At 74.2% G+C, this 17,247-nt stretch carries 18 protein-coding genes; 4 read left to right on the forward strand and 14 right to left on the reverse strand.

Annotated elements, in window-relative coordinates:
- Positions 1 to 46: 46 nt before the first annotated feature.
- The 6 genes from KUM42_RS10060 to crcB form a co-directional block, all read right to left on the reverse strand.
- The gene (locus tag KUM42_RS10060; RefSeq protein WP_237491882.1) at positions 47 to 1,033 is read right to left on the reverse strand and encodes a tripartite tricarboxylate transporter substrate binding protein; all 987 of its coding nucleotides are present in this window, start codon (positions 1,031 to 1,033) and stop codon (positions 47 to 49) included.
- An 87-nt stretch (positions 1,034 to 1,120) separates the two neighbouring features.
- Entirely contained in the window at positions 1,121 to 1,861 is a 741-nt protein-coding gene (gene otsB / locus KUM42_RS10065; protein ID WP_237491884.1) for a trehalose-phosphatase, read from the reverse strand.
- Positions 1,858 to 3,276 (reverse strand): trehalose-6-phosphate synthase, encoded by a 1,419-nt coding sequence (locus tag KUM42_RS10070; RefSeq protein WP_237491886.1) that lies wholly within the window; start codon positions 3,274 to 3,276, stop codon positions 1,858 to 1,860. The genes otsB and KUM42_RS10070 overlap by 4 nt, the downstream gene beginning before the upstream one ends.
- 69 nt (positions 3,277 to 3,345) lie before the next feature.
- The gene (locus KUM42_RS10075; protein ID WP_237491887.1) at positions 3,346 to 4,941 is read right to left on the reverse strand and encodes a methyl-accepting chemotaxis protein; all 1,596 of its coding nucleotides are present in this window, start codon (positions 4,939 to 4,941) and stop codon (positions 3,346 to 3,348) included.
- A gap of 129 nt (positions 4,942 to 5,070) precedes the next feature.
- Positions 5,071 to 5,427 carry a CrcB family protein gene (locus KUM42_RS10080; RefSeq protein ID WP_237491889.1) on the reverse strand — a complete coding sequence of 119 codons (357 nt, stop codon included), beginning with the start codon at positions 5,425 to 5,427 and terminating at the stop codon, positions 5,071 to 5,073.
- Positions 5,424 to 5,930, reverse strand: coding sequence for a fluoride efflux transporter CrcB (gene crcB / locus KUM42_RS10085; RefSeq protein ID WP_237491891.1), 507 nt, complete (start codon positions 5,928 to 5,930; stop codon positions 5,424 to 5,426). The genes KUM42_RS10080 and crcB overlap by 4 nt, the downstream gene beginning before the upstream one ends.
- Positions 5,931 to 5,948: 18 nt before the next feature.
- Between crcB and KUM42_RS10090 the strand changes: the two genes are divergently transcribed.
- The 3 genes from KUM42_RS10090 to KUM42_RS10100 all read left to right on the forward strand — a co-directional run bounded on the left by KUM42_RS10090 (position 5,949) and on the right by KUM42_RS10100 (position 7,901).
- The gene (locus KUM42_RS10090) at positions 5,949 to 6,941 is read left to right on the forward strand and encodes an aldo/keto reductase (protein WP_237491892.1); all 993 of its coding nucleotides are present in this window, start codon (positions 5,949 to 5,951) and stop codon (positions 6,939 to 6,941) included.
- Between the two features lie 137 nt (positions 6,942 to 7,078).
- Complete coding sequence (locus tag KUM42_RS10095; protein WP_237491894.1) at positions 7,079 to 7,444, forward strand: hypothetical protein; 366 nt, start codon at positions 7,079 to 7,081, stop codon at positions 7,442 to 7,444.
- Complete coding sequence (locus tag KUM42_RS10100; protein WP_237491896.1) at positions 7,437 to 7,901, forward strand: hypothetical protein; 465 nt, start codon at positions 7,437 to 7,439, stop codon at positions 7,899 to 7,901. The genes KUM42_RS10095 and KUM42_RS10100 overlap by 8 nt, the downstream gene beginning before the upstream one ends.
- A 31-nt stretch (positions 7,902 to 7,932) precedes the next feature.
- Here the strand turns inward: KUM42_RS10100 and KUM42_RS10105 are convergent, their stop codons facing one another.
- Positions 7,933 to 8,766: a hypothetical protein gene (locus tag KUM42_RS10105; protein WP_237491897.1), complete on the reverse strand. Its 834-nt coding sequence runs from the start codon at positions 8,764 to 8,766 to the stop codon at positions 7,933 to 7,935.
- Positions 8,767 to 8,926: 160 nt separating this feature from the next.
- Between KUM42_RS10105 and KUM42_RS10110 the strand changes: the two genes are divergently transcribed.
- Positions 8,927 to 11,257 carry a GAF domain-containing SpoIIE family protein phosphatase gene (locus KUM42_RS10110; RefSeq protein WP_237491899.1) on the forward strand — a complete coding sequence of 777 codons (2,331 nt, stop codon included), beginning with the start codon at positions 8,927 to 8,929 and terminating at the stop codon, positions 11,255 to 11,257.
- A gap of 138 nt (positions 11,258 to 11,395) precedes the next feature.
- On the opposite strand, the gene KUM42_RS10115 is transcribed toward KUM42_RS10110, so the two are convergent.
- From KUM42_RS10115 to KUM42_RS10145, 7 genes are all read right to left on the reverse strand, one after another.
- On the reverse strand, positions 11,396 to 11,917 hold the full coding sequence (locus KUM42_RS10115) for a flavin reductase family protein (RefSeq protein WP_237491900.1): 522 nt from the start codon (positions 11,915 to 11,917) through the stop codon (positions 11,396 to 11,398).
- Between the two features lie 69 nt (positions 11,918 to 11,986).
- Positions 11,987 to 12,619 carry a TenA family protein gene (locus tag KUM42_RS10120; RefSeq protein ID WP_237491902.1) on the reverse strand — a complete coding sequence of 211 codons (633 nt, stop codon included), beginning with the start codon at positions 12,617 to 12,619 and terminating at the stop codon, positions 11,987 to 11,989.
- Positions 12,616 to 13,365, reverse strand: a complete 750-nt coding sequence (locus tag KUM42_RS10125) for a glutamine amidotransferase (RefSeq protein ID WP_237491904.1) — start codon at positions 13,363 to 13,365, stop codon at positions 12,616 to 12,618. Before KUM42_RS10125 ends, KUM42_RS10120 begins: the two co-directional genes overlap by 4 nt.
- 1 nt (position 13,366) lies before the next feature.
- Positions 13,367 to 14,401, reverse strand: coding sequence for a phosphotriesterase (locus KUM42_RS10130; protein WP_237491906.1), 1,035 nt, complete (start codon positions 14,399 to 14,401; stop codon positions 13,367 to 13,369).
- Positions 14,398 to 15,429 carry an ABC transporter permease gene (locus KUM42_RS10135; RefSeq protein WP_237491907.1) on the reverse strand — a complete coding sequence of 344 codons (1,032 nt, stop codon included), beginning with the start codon at positions 15,427 to 15,429 and terminating at the stop codon, positions 14,398 to 14,400. The genes KUM42_RS10130 and KUM42_RS10135 overlap by 4 nt, the downstream gene beginning before the upstream one ends.
- Positions 15,426 to 16,202 carry an ATP-binding cassette domain-containing protein gene (locus KUM42_RS10140; protein WP_237491909.1) on the reverse strand — a complete coding sequence of 259 codons (777 nt, stop codon included), beginning with the start codon at positions 16,200 to 16,202 and terminating at the stop codon, positions 15,426 to 15,428. The genes KUM42_RS10135 and KUM42_RS10140 overlap by 4 nt, the downstream gene beginning before the upstream one ends.
- 3 nt (positions 16,203 to 16,205) lie before the next feature.
- Positions 16,206 to 17,228 carry a substrate-binding domain-containing protein gene (locus KUM42_RS10145; RefSeq protein ID WP_237491910.1) on the reverse strand — a complete coding sequence of 341 codons (1,023 nt, stop codon included), beginning with the start codon at positions 17,226 to 17,228 and terminating at the stop codon, positions 16,206 to 16,208.
- Positions 17,229 to 17,247: the final 19 nt, after the last annotated feature.

Genomic DNA, 17,247 nt, shown 5'->3' on the forward strand with positions numbered 1-17,247 from the left:
CGCGTCCGCGGAGCTGCTGCACCCGTGGGTGGACCCACCCGCTCGTTCACTGGTCGATCAACCCGATCTCGATCAGCACCTGTCGCACGCGCGTCTCCTCCGCGGCGAGGAACTCGCCGTAGTCGTCTCCGGTCTGGAAGGTGTCCAACCAGCCCCGGTTGGCCAGGGCCTCGGCCCACTCGTCGGTGTCGTGCGCCTGCTGGACCAGCCCGATGAGGTCCTCGCGGGCGCCGTCGCTCATCCCCGGTCGGGCCATCAGGCCGCGCCAGTTGGTCACCTCGACGTCGAAGCCGCTCTCCTTGATGGTGGGGACGTCGGGCACCTGACCCGACCGCTCGGCGGTCGAGACCGCCAGCCCCTTGAGCGTCCCGCCGGTGACCTGCGAGCCGTAGTCGGCCGTCCCGGAGATGCCGGCGGCGACCTGGTTGCCCAGCAGCGCCGACAGCGACTCGCCGCCGCCGGAGTAGGGGATGTAGTTGACCTCGCGCGGGTCGATGTCGGCGGCCTGGGCGAGCAGCCCGGCCAGGATCTGGTCGGTGCCGCCGGCCGAGCCGCCGGCGATCGGGGTGCCGCGCGGGTCGGCCTTCCAGGCCTCCACGAACGAGGCCAGGTCGTCGTAGGGGGACTCCGCCGGGACGACGATCAGCTCCGTCTCACCGATCAGCTGGGCGATCGGGGTGACGTCGGTGAGCCGGGTGGCGGAGTCGTTGGTGTCGACGGCGCCCACCATGACCAGGCCCATCATCATCAGCAGGGCGTCGTCGTCCTGGCGGGCCAGCTGGCCCAGGCCGATGGTGCCGCCGGCGCCCTCGACGTTGAACACCTGGACGTTGCGGGCGACGCCGCTGGACTGGATGACGCGCTGCAGCGTGCGGGCGGTGGTGTCCCACCCGCCGCCCGGGCTGGCGGGCACCATCATCCGCAGCCGGGAGAGGTCGCCGGGCTGCACGACGGTGCCGGCACAGCCGGCCAGCACCCCGAGCGCGGGGGCGGCGAGCGCGCCGGCGAGGAACGACCTGCGGGTCAGCGGCACGGGTGGGGGACCTCCGGGGCGGCGGTGACGGTCATCACACAGCTGACGCTAGGGCACCGCACTGTTCCGAGTCACCCCCGGCCCGGATCAGGGGGCGAGCAGCTCCGCCAGCCGCGCCAGCAGGTCACGCACGCCGTCCAGGTCGGGCACCCGGTGCCGGGCCGCCGTGTCGCCGTCGCCGACCTTGACGCTCAGCCCGTCGGGCGCGATCGCGGTGAAGCCGTCCTCGTCGGTGACGTCGTCGCCGAGGTAGAGGACGCCGGTGGCGCCCAGCTCGTCGCGCAGCCGGAGCAGCGCAGAGCCCTTGTCGGCGTCGGTGACGGCCAGCTCCAGCACGTCCTTGCCGGGCTTGGCGGTCAGCGACGGGTCGGCGCCGGGGCCGGCGGCGGCGTCGGCGAGCAGGCGGGCGGCGGCGTCCCGGTCGGTCACCGTGCGCACGTGCACCGCCGCACCGGCCGGCTTGACCTCCAGCCGGGCGCCCGGCACCGCGGCCACCAGCGGGGCCAGTGCGGCCACCAGCTCGTCGCGCCGGACGGCGAGGTCACCGCTGAGCGGGCCGTCGAACTCCGCGCCGTGGCTGCCCACCCAGCGGAACGGGCCGGTCAGCCCGCTGGTGGCCTGCAGGTCGGCGACCCCGCGCCCGCTGACCAGGGCCACGGTGACGCCCTCGACCGCGGCCAGCCGGGTGAGCAGGTCGGCGACCCCGGGCTCGGGGACGGCGCTGCCGGGGTCGTCGCGCAGCCGGGCGAGCACCCCGTCGTAGTCGCTGGCCACCAGCAGCGGCCGCTGCCGGGCGAGGTCGGCGAGGGCCCCGCCGAGGTCGGTCACACCTGGGCCTGGAGCTGCTCGATGAAGGAGTTCGCCCAGTGGTCGAGGTCGTGCTCGGCGATGTGCGCGCGCATCGCCCGCATCCGGTCGGCCGCCTCGGCCGGGTCCATCCGCAGCGCCCGCAGCAGCTGGTGCTTCAGGCCGTCGATGTCGTGCGGGTTCACCAGCAGCGCCTGGGTGAGCTCGGCGGCGGCCCCGGCGAACTCGCTGAGCACCAGCACGCCCTGGTCGTCGCCGCGAGCGGCCACGTACTCCTTGGCGACCAGGTTCATGCCGTCGCGGTAGGGGGTCACCAGCATGACGTCGGCGGCCCGGTAGAGGGCGGCGAGCTCCTCGCGCGGCATCGACTGGTTGAAGTACTGCACCGCCGGGCCCGCGGTCGACCCGTGCAGGCCGTTGATGTGCCCGACCTGCTGCTCGATCGTCTCGCGCATGGTCACGTAGTGCTCGACCCGCTCGCGGCTGGGCGTGGCCACCTGCACCAGGACGGTGTTCGGCGCCTCGACCGCACCGTCGTCCAACAGCTCGCCGAAGGCCTCCAGCCGGACGCCGATGCCCTTGGTGTAGTCCAGCCGGTCGACCCCGAGCACGATCTTGTCCGGCCGGCCCAGCTCCTGGCGGATCTCCGCGGCCCGGGCGAGCACCTCGGGGGAGCGGGCGAGCTCGTCGAAGGAGGCGACGTCGATCGAGATCGGGAACGACCTCGCGGTCACCGTGCGGCCCTCGTAGCTGACCGTGTCGCCGTCGGTGGGCAGGTCGTGCAGCCGGTGGGCCAGGTCGATGAAGTTGACCGCCCCGGCGGGCTGCTGGAAGCCGATCAGGTCCGCGCCCAGCAGGCCCTCGATGATCGCCGAGCGCCAGGGGAGCTGGGTGAACAGCTCGTAGGGCGGGAAGGGGATGTGCAGGAAGAAGCCGATGGTCAGGTCGGGCCGGCGCTGGCGCAGCAGTGCCGGCACCAGCTGCAGCTGGTAGTCGTGCACCCACACGACCGCGCCCTCGGCGGCCACCTCGGCGGCCCGGTCGGCGAAGCGCTTGTTGACCTCGACGTAGCTGTTCCACCAGCTGCGCTGGTACTCCGGCTTCTCGACGACGTCGTGGTAGAGCGGCCACAGCGAGGCGTTGGAGAAGCCCTCGTAGTAGCGGTCGACCTCCTCGGCCGACAGCGGCACCGGTACCAGCTGCATGCCGCCGGACTCGAAGGGCTCCGGGGCGTCGCCGGCCGCACCCGACCAGCCGACCCAGGCCCCGCCGCGGCCGGCGACGAAGGGCTCCAGCGCGGTCACCAGGCCACCGGGGCTGCGCTGGTAGCGCGTCGTCCCGTCCGCGTCGGTGACCTGGTCGACGGGGAGGCGGTTCGCGACCACCACCACCGGACTGTTGGCGTCGGACCCGGGACCCTGCGCTTCGGCTGCCATCGGGACCCGACCTTACTGACCGGCCAGGTCGGCCGCGACGCCGTGCGACCGACCGGGCGGGGAGAGGGGTCAGAGGCGGAACTGGGCGGCCAGCGACTGCAGCCGGCCGGAGACCTGCGCGAGGTCGGCGGCCGCGCGCTGGGACTCCTCGGCCGAGGCCGCGGTGGAGCGGGCGGCGGTGGCGACCCCGGCGATGTTGGTCGCGATGTCCCCGGACCCGCTGGCGGCATCGGTGACGTTGCGGTCCATCTCCGCCGTCGTCGCCGTCTGCTCCTCCACGGCCGCCGCGATGGTGAGCTGGTGGTCGTTGATCCGGCTGATGATCGAGGCCACCTCCTCGATGGCGCCCACCGCGCTGCCGGTGTCGGTCTGGATCGTCTCCACGCGCCGGGCGATGTCCTCGGTGGCCCTGGCCGTCTCCTGCGCGAGCTCCTTGACCTCGTTGGCCACGACCGCGAAGCCCTTGCCGGCCTCCCCGGCCCGCGCCGCCTCGATGGTGGCGTTGAGGGCCAGCAGGTTGGTCTGCTCGGCGATGGAGGAGATCAGCTTCACCACGTCGCCGATCTGGCGGGAGGACTCGCCCAGCCGGGTGACCGTGGCGGTGGTGGTGCCGGCCGCGGCGACGGCCCGGCTGGCCACCTGCGCGGCCTCGTTCGCGCTCTGGGCGATCTCCCGGATGGACACGCCCATCTCCTGGCTGCCCGCGGCGACGGTCTGCACGTTGCGGGACACCTCGTCGGCGGCACCGGCCACCACCCCGGCCTGGGCGGAGGACTCGCGGGCGTCCTCGGCGATCCGGGCGGACACCGTCCCGATCCGGTCGCTGGCGGCGCCCAGCTCGGCGGCACTGCCGGCCACGGCGCCCATCGCGTCGGAGACCCGGGTCAGCGCGCGGTTGGCGTGCGCCCCGAGCTCACCGAGCCCACCGGCCGAGGAGACGTCCAGGCGCCGGGTGAGGTCCCCGTCGGCCACGGCCACGAAGACCTCGACCGCGCCCGCCATGGGCCGGGTGATGCTGCGGGCCACGCCCCAGGCGATGGCGGAGGCCAGCACCACGGCCAGCCCGCAGAGCAGCGCCATCGTCACCGGGTAGCCGTCGGCGGTCTCGCGCGCCGCGGCCCCCTCGGCCTGGTTCTTGGCCTCCTCCAGGTCGATGAGCGTGTTGATCGAGGCCAGCCACTGGACGAACAGCGGCTTGGCCTGGGTCATCAGCACGCCGAGGGCGGCCGGGTCCCCGGCGGTCTGCAGCGCGATCACCTGGTCGACCACCGGCAGCGTCGCCTTCTCGATGCGCTCGATCTCGGCGTGGTCGGCCCGCTCCTCGTCATCGGTCAGCTCGGGATCGGCGATGATCTCCGACATCGGGCCCGCCGAGGCGGCGTAGACCTCGGCCAGCCGCTTGATCTCCGCGATCGCCGCCTGCTGGTCGGCCGGGGTGGTGGCCAGCACGACGTCCCGCAGGTTGATCGCCCGGTCGTGGACGCTCCCGCGGAAGTTGATCGCGTAGCGCTGCTTGACGCTGTTGACGTCGTTGATGACGGTGAGACCGTTGCTGACCTCCTTGATCCGCACCACCCCCAGCCCGGTCACCGCGATCATGGCCAGGACGACGAGGACGAACCCCGCCACCAGCCGTTGCCCGACGCCCAGACGCTGCAGTCCCACGGTGTTCTCCTCGCGCACGTGCCCCCTGAGCTCGACTGCCGAGGTGGTCCCCCCGACCATCGGCGGGCCCGGACCCGATCGACAACGGTCGCGGGCAACGGAACGGGGGAGTCCTGGTGTCCGGTGAGGTCAGCCGCGGGCGAGCAGGTACCCGAGCGCCGCGACACCCAGCCCGAGCACCAGCGAGGCGGTGACGTAGCCGGCCGCCCGCAGCACGACCCGCTGCTCCACCAGCCGGACGACGTCGGTGCCGAAGGTGGAGAACGTGGTCAGCGAGCCGCAGAAGCCGGTGCCCACCAGCGCGACGACGGCGGGGGAGACGTCGCGCAGGCCCAGCAGCACACCGAGCACCGCGCTGCCGACGACGTTGACCGTGAGCGTGCCGAGCACGCTGGGCCCGCCCCGGCGGGCGGTGGCCACGCGGTCGGCGAACAGCCGCAGCGGCGCGCCGACGAGCGCTCCCAGCACCACCAGCAGCGCGGTCACCGGCGCGGTTCCCGCGGGACGCCCAGCACCCGGCCGAGCCGGACGCCGGCCGCCGCGGCCAGCACCCCGCCCACCACCGAGGCCAGCACGTAGCCGACGGCGGCGGCGCCCCGGCCGGCGTCGGCCAGCTGGACGGTGTCGACGGCGAAGGTGGAGAACGTCGTCCAGCCACCGAGGACGCCGGTGCCGAGGAAGGGGCGCAGCCAGGGCGAGCGGGGATGCCGGGTGAACAGCGCGACGGCCAGCACACCGAGCACCAGGCAGCCGCTGAGGTTGATCAGCAGCGTCGCCGTGGGCCAGGCGCCGACCGGGTGGGGGAGTGCCCGGCCCAGGCCCCAGCGGGCCAGCGAGCCCAGCGCGCCCCCGAGGGCGGCGGCGAGGTAGCCGATCAGCGGTCCTCCCCGGGCCCCGGCCGCGCCGGTCGCGACCGGGGCAGCATCCCACCGGCACCTGTTCCACGTGGAACAGCCACGGGCGCTCCCGACTGGTTGGCCCGTGCACATCCAGGGCACGGACCCCTCATGCAGATGCGACAGCTCCGCGACCTCACCGTCTCCGCCCAGGGCCTGGGCTGCATGGGGATGAGCGAGTTCTACGGCACCGGCGACCAGGCGGAGGCCGAGCGCACGATCCACCGCGCCCTGGACCTCGGCGTCACCTTCCTCGACACGGCCGACATGTACGGCCCCTTCACCAACGAGCGCCTCGTCGGGCAGGCGATCGCCGGCCGCCGCGAGGAGGTCACCCTGGCCACCAAGTTCGGCAACGAGCGCGGCGAGGACGGTTCCTTCCTCGGCATCAACGGCCGCCCCGAGTACGTGCACGCCGCCTGCGACGCCTCGCTGCAGCGCCTCGGCGTCGACGTCATCGACCTCTACTACCAGCACCGGGTCGACACCACGGTGCCGATCGAGGACACCTGGGGCGCGATGAAGGAGCTCGTCGAGGCCGGGAAGATCCGGTACGCCGGCATCTCCGAGGCCGCCCCGGACACGATCCGCCGCGCCCACGCCGTCCAGCCGGTCACGGCGCTGCAGACGGAGTACTCGCTGTGGTCCCGCGACCCCGAGGACGACGGCGCGCTGGCCGTCTGCGCCGAGCTGGGCATCGGCTTCGTCGCCTACTCCCCGATCGGCCGCGGCTTCCTCTCCGGGCAGATCCGCAGCATCGACGACCTGGCCCCCGACGACTTCCGCCGGCACAACCCCCGCTTCCAGGGCGAGGCCTTCGCGGCGAACCTCGAGCTGGTCGACCGGGTGCGGGAGATCGCCCAGGCCAAGGGCGTCACCGCCACCCAGCTCGCCCTGGCCTGGGTGATGGCGCAGTCCGGACGCGACGGCAAGCCGGCGATCGTGCCGATCCCGGGCACCAAGCGCACCTCCTACCTGGAGGAGAACGCAGCGGCCGCCGACGTCGAGCTGACCGAGGAGGACCTGCGTGCACTGGACCAGGCCGCCCCGGCCGGGTCCACCGCCGGCGACCGCTACCCGGACATGTCCTCCGTCAACCGCTGAAAGGAGGGCCACCGTTCCCCCCACGCCTCGCGAGCCCGGCGCGGGCCCCTGGACGGTGGCCGGACCGCGGTGACGGACGATCGCCGGCCGGCGCGGGAGGATGGGGGCGTGCAGCCCCCTCCTCCCGGCCGGCGCCGGTGAACACGCCCCTCGTCGCGGTGACCACCGTCGTCGCCGTCCTGCTCGCCGGCATCGGCGCGCTGAGCACGGTGCTGCGCCGGCGGATCGGCACCGCTCACCTGGCCGCGGCCGGGGTGCTGGAGCTGCTGCTGGTCGTCCAGGGCGTGCTCGCCGTGGTCGGGCTGGCCGACGGGCACCGCCCGGTCGAGCTGACCACGTTCCTCGCCTACCTGGGCAGCGTCGTGCTGCTGCCGGTGGCCGGCCTGCTCTGGGCGCGCACCGAGCCCACCCGCTGGGCCGGCACGGTGCTCGGCGTCGCCGCCCTCACCGTCGCGGTGATGCTGTGGCGGCTGGTCGACCTGTGGGCGGTGACCCGTGGCTGACTCACCGCTGGGCTCCCCGCTGGGCGGGCCGGCGCCCGAGCCGACCGGCATCGACACCGCCCGTGGTCCGGGCCGGGTGCTCGTGGCCGTCTACGGCGTCTTCGCCCTCGCCGCCGGTGCGCGGGCCGCCGTGCAGCTCGCGGTCCAGTTCGACGAGGCCCCGGTCGCCTACCTGCTGTCCGCGCTCGCCGCGGTCGTCTACGTGGTGGCCACCGTCGGGCTGGCCCGGGGCGGACGCACCGGACGGCGCACCGCGCTGGCCGCCTGCGCGGTCGAGCTCACCGGCGTGCTGGTCGTCGGGACCCTCTCCCTCGCCGACCCCGAGGCCTTCCCCGACGCCACCGTCTGGTCGGGCTACGGGCAGGGCTACGGCTTCATCCCGCTGGCGCTGCCGGTCCTCGGTCTGCTGTGGCTGCGCCACCTGTCGCAGGCCGACGAGGAGGCAGGCGGGCGGTAGGCCCGGCCCCTGGGAGGGGCCGGGCCCGGCGTCAGAAGTCGCCGCCGCCGAAGTCGCCCCCGCCGTCGAAGTCGCCGCCGCCGCCGTCGAACCCGCCGCCGTCCTCGTAGCCGCCGGCGTCGTAGTCGGCCCCGCCACCGTCGCCGCCGTCGTTGCCGCCGTCGTTGCCGTTGTCGTTGTCGTTGTCGTTGTCGTCGGCCCGCTCGCCGTCCTGGTAGCCGTCGGCGTAGGCCTCCTCGTCGCCGCCGCCGAACAGGCCGCCGTCACCCATGCCGGTGTCGAACAGCGCGTCGGCCACCGCCGAGCCGACGACGAGGCCGCCGATCGTGCCCAGCATGCTGCCGCCGATCATGGAGCCCATCCCCATGCCGCCGCCCATGCCGAAGCCGCCGCCCCGGCCGTAGCCACCGCCCCCGTAGCCCGGGCCGTAGCCGCCCCCGCCGTAGCCGGGGCCGTAGCCGCCGCCACCACCACCGAAGACGCGCTCCAGGGTGCCGGGCTGGCGGATCTCGGCGCGGGTGGCAGCGCGGGCCAGGCTCTGCGCGTCGTCCCCGCGAGGACGCTCGGAGGCCGGGCCGGCGGCGGCGAGCTGCTCGAGCACCTGCTTGCGCTGCTCGGGGGTGAGCTTGCCGAACGCCTCGGCGTGCGCGGCCTCGACCTGGTCCGGCGGCGCGGTGCGCAGCAGGTACCGGTAGCGCTCGATCGCCTGCTCGTCGGCCGAGCGGGCCGGCTGCTGCCCGCCTGCCGGTGCCGTGGGGGCGGGCTGCTGACGGGCGTACCCGTAGCCGCCCTCGGTCTGCTGCCCGGGGCCGTAGGGCGAGCTGCTGCGCTGGCCCCGCCCGAAGAGCCGGTCCAGGAGTCCCATGGCGCGTCCTCTCTCGTGTCCTCGACCCAGCACGAGCGGTCTCGCGCACCAGGCGTCGAGACCCCTACCCAGCCCGACTGCCGACGACGCACCGCCCGAAAGCGCCGCTCAAGGGCGTGGTCGGTGGTACGCAACGCAAAGGGCTCGGTACGCTGGGGCCGTGCCGTCCGACAGACGTCCGGGGGAGTCTGTCCCCGGCCAGGTCCCCCCCGAGGCCGCCGCCGTGCTGGCGAGCGGCCTGCCCGTGGGGTCCGACCCCGCCGAGCGCGACCGGCAGACGTCCCTCGTGGGCGCGGCCGAGGCGGTCGTCACCGGCAGCGACTCCGACCGTGGTGCCCGAGCGGCCCTGCCGGGGGTGCTCTCCGACGTCCCGGTCGCCGTGCTGGTCATCGACCAGACGGCCGGCACCGTCACCTACGCCAACACCGCCGCGATCGAGCTCGCCGGCAACGTGGGCCTCCCCGTCCCGGTCGACGCCTGGGGTGCCGCCGCGGGGCTCACCGACCTGAGCTCGGCCCCGCTGGCCGAGAGCAGCAGCCCGTTGTCGCTGGTGGCCGCCGGGCGCCCGGTGATCGGCGAGGCGGTCCGGCTCTCCCCCCGGCGCAGCTCCGACGAGGGGCGGGCGGCCGCCGCGGCCGAGGAACCCGACCAGGTGCTGTGGGTGACCGGTTTCCCGCTCTCGCAGGACGGCAGCGAGCAGCGCCTGTCGCTGGTGGTCTTCCTGCAGATCGACGAGCCGAACGCCGACGACGACCCCGAGGCCCAGCTGCAGGCGCTGCGGGAGCGTGCCGTCGTCGCCACCGACATCGCGTTCACGATCACCGACCCGCGTCGGGAGGACGACCCCCTGGTCTGGGTCAACCCCTCGTTCAGCCGGATCAGCGGCTACTCCTACGAGGAGAGCGTCGGGCGCAACTGCCGGTTCCTGCAGGGCCCGGCGACCGACCCGGACAGTGTCGACCAGCTGCGCAAGGCGCTGCAGGGCCAGCAGCCGGTCACCACGACGCTGCTGAACTACCGCAAGGACGGCACGGCCTTCTGGAACCAGCTGTCCATCACGCCGGTCTTCGACGGCGAGGGCGAGCTGGTCAGCTTCGTCGGGGTGCAGACCGACGTCACCGAGCGGGTGCGGGTCGAGGACGACCGTCGAGCGGCGTTCGCCGCCGAGCAGGCCGCCCGCCGGGACGCCGAGCAGGCGCACGCCGCCGCCGACGCCGCCCGGGTGCAGGCCGAGCGGGCGCAGAGCCGGCTGGCCCTGATGGCCGAGGCGACCAGCACGCTGAGCGCCACCCTGGACATGGACGACCTGCTGGGCCGGCTGGCCTCGCTGTGCGTGCCGCTGCTGGCCGACTGGGTGTTCGTGACGCTGGTCGACGAGCACGGGGTCGTCTACGGCACCGAGTCCCGGCACCGGGACGGCCGGGCGGCCGAGCTGCAGGAGCTGGCCGAGCTGCACGTGGGCAACCTGCCGGAGACCTCACCGACGCGCCGGTCGCTGACCAGCAGCGAGCCGGTGCTCCAGGCCGAGGTCACCGACGAGTGGACCGCACGGGTCTTCCCGACCGAGCGCACCTCCGAGCTGTTCCGCTCCCTCGGGGGCGCCTCGGTGCTGACCGTGCCGCTGGTCGCGCGGCGCCGGATGCTGGGCGCGATGGCCATGGTCAAGGCCGACCAGCGCAGCCCGTTCAGCACCGAGGACGTCGAGCTCGCCCGCGACCTGTCCCGGCGGGCGGCGATGGCCATGGACAACGTGCGGCTCTACCAGCAGGAGCACTCGGTCGCCGAGACGCTGCAGCGGTCCCTGCTGCCGGAGCTCCCGACCATCCCGGGCATCACCGCGGCGGCCCAGTACCTGAGCGCGTCCAGCAGCGCCGACGTGGGCGGCGACTTCTACGACATGCTGCAGCTGCCCGACGGCAGCGTCGGCATCGCGATCGGCGACGTCGTCGGCCACGACGTCACGGCGGCCGCGGCGATGGGCCACCTGCGCGGGCTGCTGCGTGCCTGCGCCTGGGACGCCGGCGAGGGCGACCCGGGCGAGATCCTGGGCCGGGTCGACCGGCTGGTGCAGGGCCTGCACGTCGCGCCGATGGCGACCATGGTCTACGGCCGCGTGGTGCGGCCGACCGGCCCCGGGGAGCCGTGGCAGATGCAGTTGGCCAACGCCGGCCACCCGCCGCTGCTGCTGCGGCACGTCGACGGCACCGTCGAGGTGCTCGACGGCATCACCGGGCTGCTGATCGGCGTGGACGCCACGCACGCCCGGGCCTCCCGCTCGGTGGGGCTGCCGCCCGGGTCGACGCTGGTCGCCTACACCGACGGGCTGATCGAGCGACCGGGCGAGGACCTCGACCAGGGCCTCGCCTCGCTCGTCACCCGGCTGTCGGTCGCACCGGTCGACGCCTCACCGGTCGAGCTGTGCGTGCACGCCGTCGGCCCGCACCCCGACCGCCGCGACGACGTGGCCGTCATCGCCGTCCGCTTCGCCTGACGGCCCCGCTGCAGGCGCTCGCCGCGAGCTCGCGCAGGGGGGGCGGCGGGGTCCTCGTCACCGCCGTCCGCTTCGCCTGACGGCCCCGCTGCAGGGGCCCGCCGCGAGCTCGCGGGCGGTGGGGCAGCGGGTCCTCCGTCAGGCGCCCGGGTCGAGCAGCGCGGACCGGACGCCGTAGCCGCCGCGGTGGAACAGCAGCGGGGAGCGCGCGGCGTCGGCGCCCAGGCCGAGGACCCGGGCCACCACGATCGTGTGGTCGCCGCCCTCGTACTCGGCCCACAGCTCGCCGTCGATCCAGGCCACGACCCCGTCGAGCACCGGTGAGCCCTGGGCGCTGGGTGCCCAGCCCACCCCGGCGAACTTGTCGGTGCCGGAGCGGGCGAACTGCCCGGACAGCGCCTGCTGGTCGTCGGCCAGCACGTTGACGCAGAACCGGCCGGCCCGGCGCAGCAGTGGCCAGGTGGTCGAGGTGCGCGCGGGGGCGAAGGTGACCAGCGGCGGGTCCAGCGACAGCGAGCTGAACGACTGGCAGGTGAACCCGACCGGCCCGTCGGCGCCGATCGCCGTCACCACGGTCACGCCGGAGGCGAAGTGCCCGAGCACGTCGCGCATCACCCGGGGGTCGATCACCTGGGCGGGGACGTCCGGTTCGGCGGTCACCCGCTGATCCCACCACGCGGCCCGGGCTCCCGCGCCGCCGGCCGCCGGGTGCCGGCCGGCACCCGGCGGTCAGGCGTGCACCGCGTCGTGGAAGGCGATCTCCGCCTCGAGGACGGCGGTGAACCAGCGGTCCAGGTCGGCGTCGTCCACGGCACCGGGATCCAGGACGTCGACGTCGCGCCGCAGTGCGTCGACCTGGCCCAGGAAGACCGGCTCGGCGTGCAGCTGCACCCACGCCTGCAGGTCCGGGTCGCGGGGCGCCGGCTGCGCCGCCGCAGCGGTGCACCAGCGCGCGTACATGGTCTCGGCCGCGAGCATCCCGGTCAGCGCGGCCGGGCGCCCGCCGTCGGCGACCTGCTGCAGGACGACGTCCGAGAGCACCTGGGCCCGCGCGAGCGCGGCCTCCCCGCCGGTCGCCGGGTGCCTCTCCCGCACCCCGGCGAAGTAGTCCCGCTGCTCGGTGACGAGGTTGGTCAGCGAGCGGGCGGAGGGCAGCAGGTCCGACCAGGTGGTCGACTCCCAGACCACCCGGCCGAGCACCCGGGAGGCGGTCAGCACGAACGCCTCCTCCACCAGCAGGTACCGGGCGAGGTCGCCGGCGCCGAGCGTGCCGTCGGTGGCCTCGCGGACGAACCGGATGCCGCAGGCCCGGTCCAGCAGCGCGGCGTTCCGGTCGACCAGGGCCGCGGACCGGGAGGTCACCCGCGCACCAGCCAGCGCACCAGCCCGTCGAACAGGTCGGCGTAGCCCGGCCACTCCTCGCAGAAGGCCGGCGGTGCCCAGTGCGGGGAGCAGTCGGACGTGAACGCCCCGGCCCGCCCGCTGCCGAAGGTGCCCAGCGCGACCAACGGGTCCGCGCCCACCAGGACCGGCACCTCGGCCCCGGCCTTGGCGACCACCCGGTTGTAGCCCAGCAGCGCGGGCCACTGCGCCCCGGCGCCACCCAGGGCCGCGTGGTCCGGGTCGGCGACGGTCGGCAGCACGCCCGCGGGGGCCTCCACCCGGTCGTCCTCGGCGAGCATCTCCACCGGCAGCACGTCGGCCAGCACCGTCTGCCGGAACGCCGCCCGGGCCTGGAACCCGCTGAAGGACAGGTAGCCGCCGATCATGAGCAGCGCACCGCCGTCGCCGACCCAGGTCCGCAGCGCGGCCAGCCGGTCCTCCCCGGGCTGGAAGCGCTCGAACACCTGCGGGGACAGCTGGATCGAGTTGGCGCCGATGTCGGAGAGGACGACGAGGTCGTAGGCCGACAGCGCGGCGGCGTCCCCGGGGAACTGCGTGGGCACCAGGTGCGCCGGCAGGTGGACGACGTCGTGCCCGCGGGCGGTGAGCGCGTCGCGCAGCGGCCCGACGCCCTCGACGTAGGAGTGGACGGAGAACTCGTCCACTCCCTTCACGTGGGTGGAGGTGGTCATCCAGCTCTCGCCGGCGATCAGGATGCGGGCCACGTCAGAGTCCTCTCGAGGCGCGCTCGAACAGCGCGCGCGGGTTGGTGGTCATCAGGTCGGTCACCGCGTCCCCGTCGAGCCCGCTGCGGCGCAGCCGGTCGGCGAAGACGACGGGGACGTAGGCGAGCCCGTTGCCGCCGAAGCGGCTGAGCATCGCCTTGAGGAACAGGTCGTGGGAGAGCAGCAGCCGGTCGCCGTGACCGGCCGCGACCAGGGCGGCGACGGCGGCCGCCGTCTCGGCCGGTGCGGGGGACTGGCCCTCGCCGGGGTAGTCGAACGGCATGCCGACCATGTCGAACTCGCAGACGACGCCCCGCTCGGCGACGGACCGCTGGTAGTCCCGGTCGGCTCCGGAGGGGTCCATGTGGCAGAGCACGACGGCCCCGGGGTCGACCCCCTCCTCGTCCACCACGAGGTCCAGCACCTCGTGCGCGCGGCGCTGCCAGCCGGGCAGGTGCACGAACAGCGGCACCCCGACCTCCCGCTGGGCCCGGCAGGCGGCCCGCAGCGCCCGGCGCTCGTCGTCGGTGAACGCGGGGGAGACCCCGATCTCCCCGATGACACCGGGCCGCAGCTCGTGCGCCGGGTCGAACTCGGCGACCAGCTCGGCCGCGAGCTGGTCGGCCGTCGACGTGGCCACCTGCGGCGGGTGGGTGGCCTGCAGGTACCAGCCCGACCCCATCACCACCTGGACGCCGGTGGCCAGGGACAGCTCGCGGAGCCGCTCGGGGTCACGGCCGATGCCCGGCGGGGTCAGGTCGACGACGGTCCGCCCGCCGACGGCGGCGAACGTGCGCAGGTCCGCCGCCATCGCCTCGGCGTCGTCCAGCCGGCAGTTGTCCGCGTTCTCGTAGGGGTGGTCGGACAGCAGCCAGGCCAGGTCCGCCGACACGGGGGCGTCCAGCAGTGCCCGCAGCCGCGGGTCCGGCGCCGGGCGGAAGGCGACCGCGTTGTCGTTGACCAGGTGCTCGTGCGGGAGCACCAGTCCCAGGGCCGCCGCGTCGACGTCCCCGGTGACGGTGCGGACGGCGGTCACCGGCCGGAGGTGAGCCGTCGGAGGAACCAGCCGAGGTCCTTGCCGCGCAGGTTGATCCAGACCACCAGCACCAGCACCGCGCCGGTGATGATCGGGGTCAGGTACGGGCTGACCGACAGCAGGGTGAGCCCGTTGGCGATGACCTGCGTGAGCAGGGCCCCGATCAGCGTGCCGACGATGGTGCCGCGACCGCCGAGCAGGCTGGTGCCGCCGAGCACGACCGCGGCGATGACGGTCAGCTCGAAGCCCTGCGCGCTGTTGGCCGACCCCGAGCCCAGGCGGGCGGCGATGAGCAGCCCGGCCAGGCCTGCGGCCAGCCCGGAGAAGCCGAGCGCGCACATCGTGACCAGCTTGACGTTCACCCCGGCCCGGCGGACGGACTCCTGGGCCGACCCGATGCCGATCACGTACTGACCGAAGCGGGTGGCGTGCAGCAGCACGAAGCCCAGCACCACGACGACCAGCGCGATCCAGGCCGTCGCCGAGAACCCCAGGAAGCGCGCCGTGCCGAGCTTCGCCACGAGGGTGTAGGAGGCGATCGGCACCGAGAAGCCCTCGGTCTGGAACAGCGCGATGCCGCGGACCACCGACAGCGTCGCCAGCGTGACGATGAAGGCCGGGATGCCCTGGTAGGCGGTGAACCAGCCGTTGACCAGGCCCCAGCCCAGGCCCATGAGCAGCGCGGCCACGATCACCAGCGAGGAGTCCCAGCCCGCCACCAGCAGCTGCGCGGAGATCGCCGCCGTGAAGGCCACGATCGAGCCGACCGACAGGTCGATCTGCCCGGCGGTGATGACGAAGGTCATCGCCACGGCGACGATGAGCACCGGCCCCACCTGGGTGGCCAGGTTGGACAGGTTGGCGAAGGTCAGGAAGTTCGGGTCGGCGACGGCGAAGAACACGAAGACGGCCAGGGTGACCCCGGCCATCACCAGGGTGGCCTTGTTGGTGCGCTGCCAGAACGACTGCTGCTGGGACAGCCGGGCCACGGTGGGCTCGGGCGCGGTGGTGGTCTCGGTGGTGGTCATGCCCGGGTCCCCTCGGTACGCGGCTGCGCAGGCGTTCGCGTGATGAGGCCGACCAGGGTCTCGATGTCCAGGTCGGCGATGGCCGCGTCGTCGACGCTGCGCCCCTCGTACATGACGGTGATCCGGTCGCACACCCGGAACAGGTCCTGCAGCCGGTGGGTGATCAGGATGACCCCGACCCCCTGGGCTGCGACCTCGCCGATGAGCCGGAGCACCGACTCCACCTCGGCGACCGCCAGGGCCGCCGTCGGCTCGTCGAGGATGAGCACGTCCGGGGCGAAGGACACGGCCCGGGCGATGGCCACGGTCTGCCGCTGCCCGCCGGACAGCGTGCCGATCTCCTGGTGGGTGCTCGTCACCTTGACGTGCAGGTCGGCCAGGATCCGGGCTGCGTCCCGGTGCATCCGGCCCCGGTCGATGAACGGCCCCCGCTTGGGCTCGCGGCCGAGGAAGAGGTTGCTGGCCACGTCCAGGGTGTCGCACAGCGCGAGGTCCTGGTAGACGATGCCGATCTTCTCCGCCTGGGCGTCCGCTGGGTTGGCGAAGCGCACCGGGCTGCCGTGCACCCGGATCTCGCCGTCGTCGTGCTGCACCGCTCCGGCCAGCACCTTCATCAGGGTCGACTTGCCGGCGCCGTTGTCGCCGACCAGGCCGAGGACCTCGCCGCGCCGGAGGGTCAGGTCCACCCCCTGCAGCGACTTCACCGGCCCGTAGGACTTGGTGATCCCGGCGAGTTCGACGAGGAGGTCGCTGCTCGTGTCGGGCAGGCTCACCGCTCAGCCCGCCAGGTAGAACGTGAAGTCGTCCACGTTGTCCGGGGTGACGATCTCCGTGGGCACCGGCTGGTCGCGCTCGACCGGGTTGCCGCAGGAGAGGTCGATCGCCGCGGCCATCGCCCGGTAGCCGAACTCGAAGGTCTGCTGCTGCACGACACCGGTGATCCAGCCGTCCCGCAGCCCCTGGACGGCCGGGTCGGAGAGGTCCCAGCCGACGACGTCGACGCGGTCCTGGGCGCCCTGGCCGCGGACGGCGGCCGCCAGGCCGATCAGCGCCGGCTCACCGGTGGCGTAGACGTACTCCAGGCCCGGGTTGCCGGTGAGCAGGTTCTCCGCCGCCGACTGGGCGGTCTCCTGGACGTTCTTGCCGTCGACGACCGTGCCGACGGTCATGCCGCCACCGGTGACGGTGTCCTCGAAGCCCTTCTGGCGCTCCAGCTGGATGGTCGAGTTCAGGGCCCCGACGATGCCGACCTCGCCCTGTCCGCCGGACTGCTCGAGCAGCGCCTTGCCCATGGCCGCACCCCCGTCGGCGTTGGCCGTGCCGACCTGGGCCTTCACCGCCGGGTCGTCGACGATGGCGTCCACGGCGACCACCGGGATGCCGGCGGCGTCGGCGGCCTGCACCGAGGGCTTGATGCCCTCGGTGTCGATGGCGTCGACGATGATCGCGTCCACGCCGCTGGCGACCAGGGTGTCGATCGCGTTGGCCTGGGTCACCGAGTCGTCGTTGCCGCTGATGATCTGCAGCTGGACGCCCTGGTCGTCGGCCATCGCCTGCGCGGCCCGGTTGATCTGGTTGAAGAACAGCGCCTGCAGGTTGATCGTGACCAGCCCGACCTTCATCGGGCCGTCGGTGGGCGTGCAGCCGACCGGCTGGGCCGACGGCTCGGGGAGCGAGCCGGACGCCGAGCTGCCCGAGGCGGGCGCCGCGGCCGGGCCGGCGGACGGGGCCGGGGCGCTGTCGCAGGCGGCGAGCGCGAACAGGCAGGCGCCTGCGGCGAGGGCGAGGGAGCGGTTCATGGGTCCTCCAGGTTGCGGT

The sequence above is a fragment of the Modestobacter sp. L9-4 genome (assembly GCF_019112525.1).
Taxonomy (GTDB): Bacteria; Actinomycetota; Actinomycetes; order Mycobacteriales; family Geodermatophilaceae; genus Modestobacter.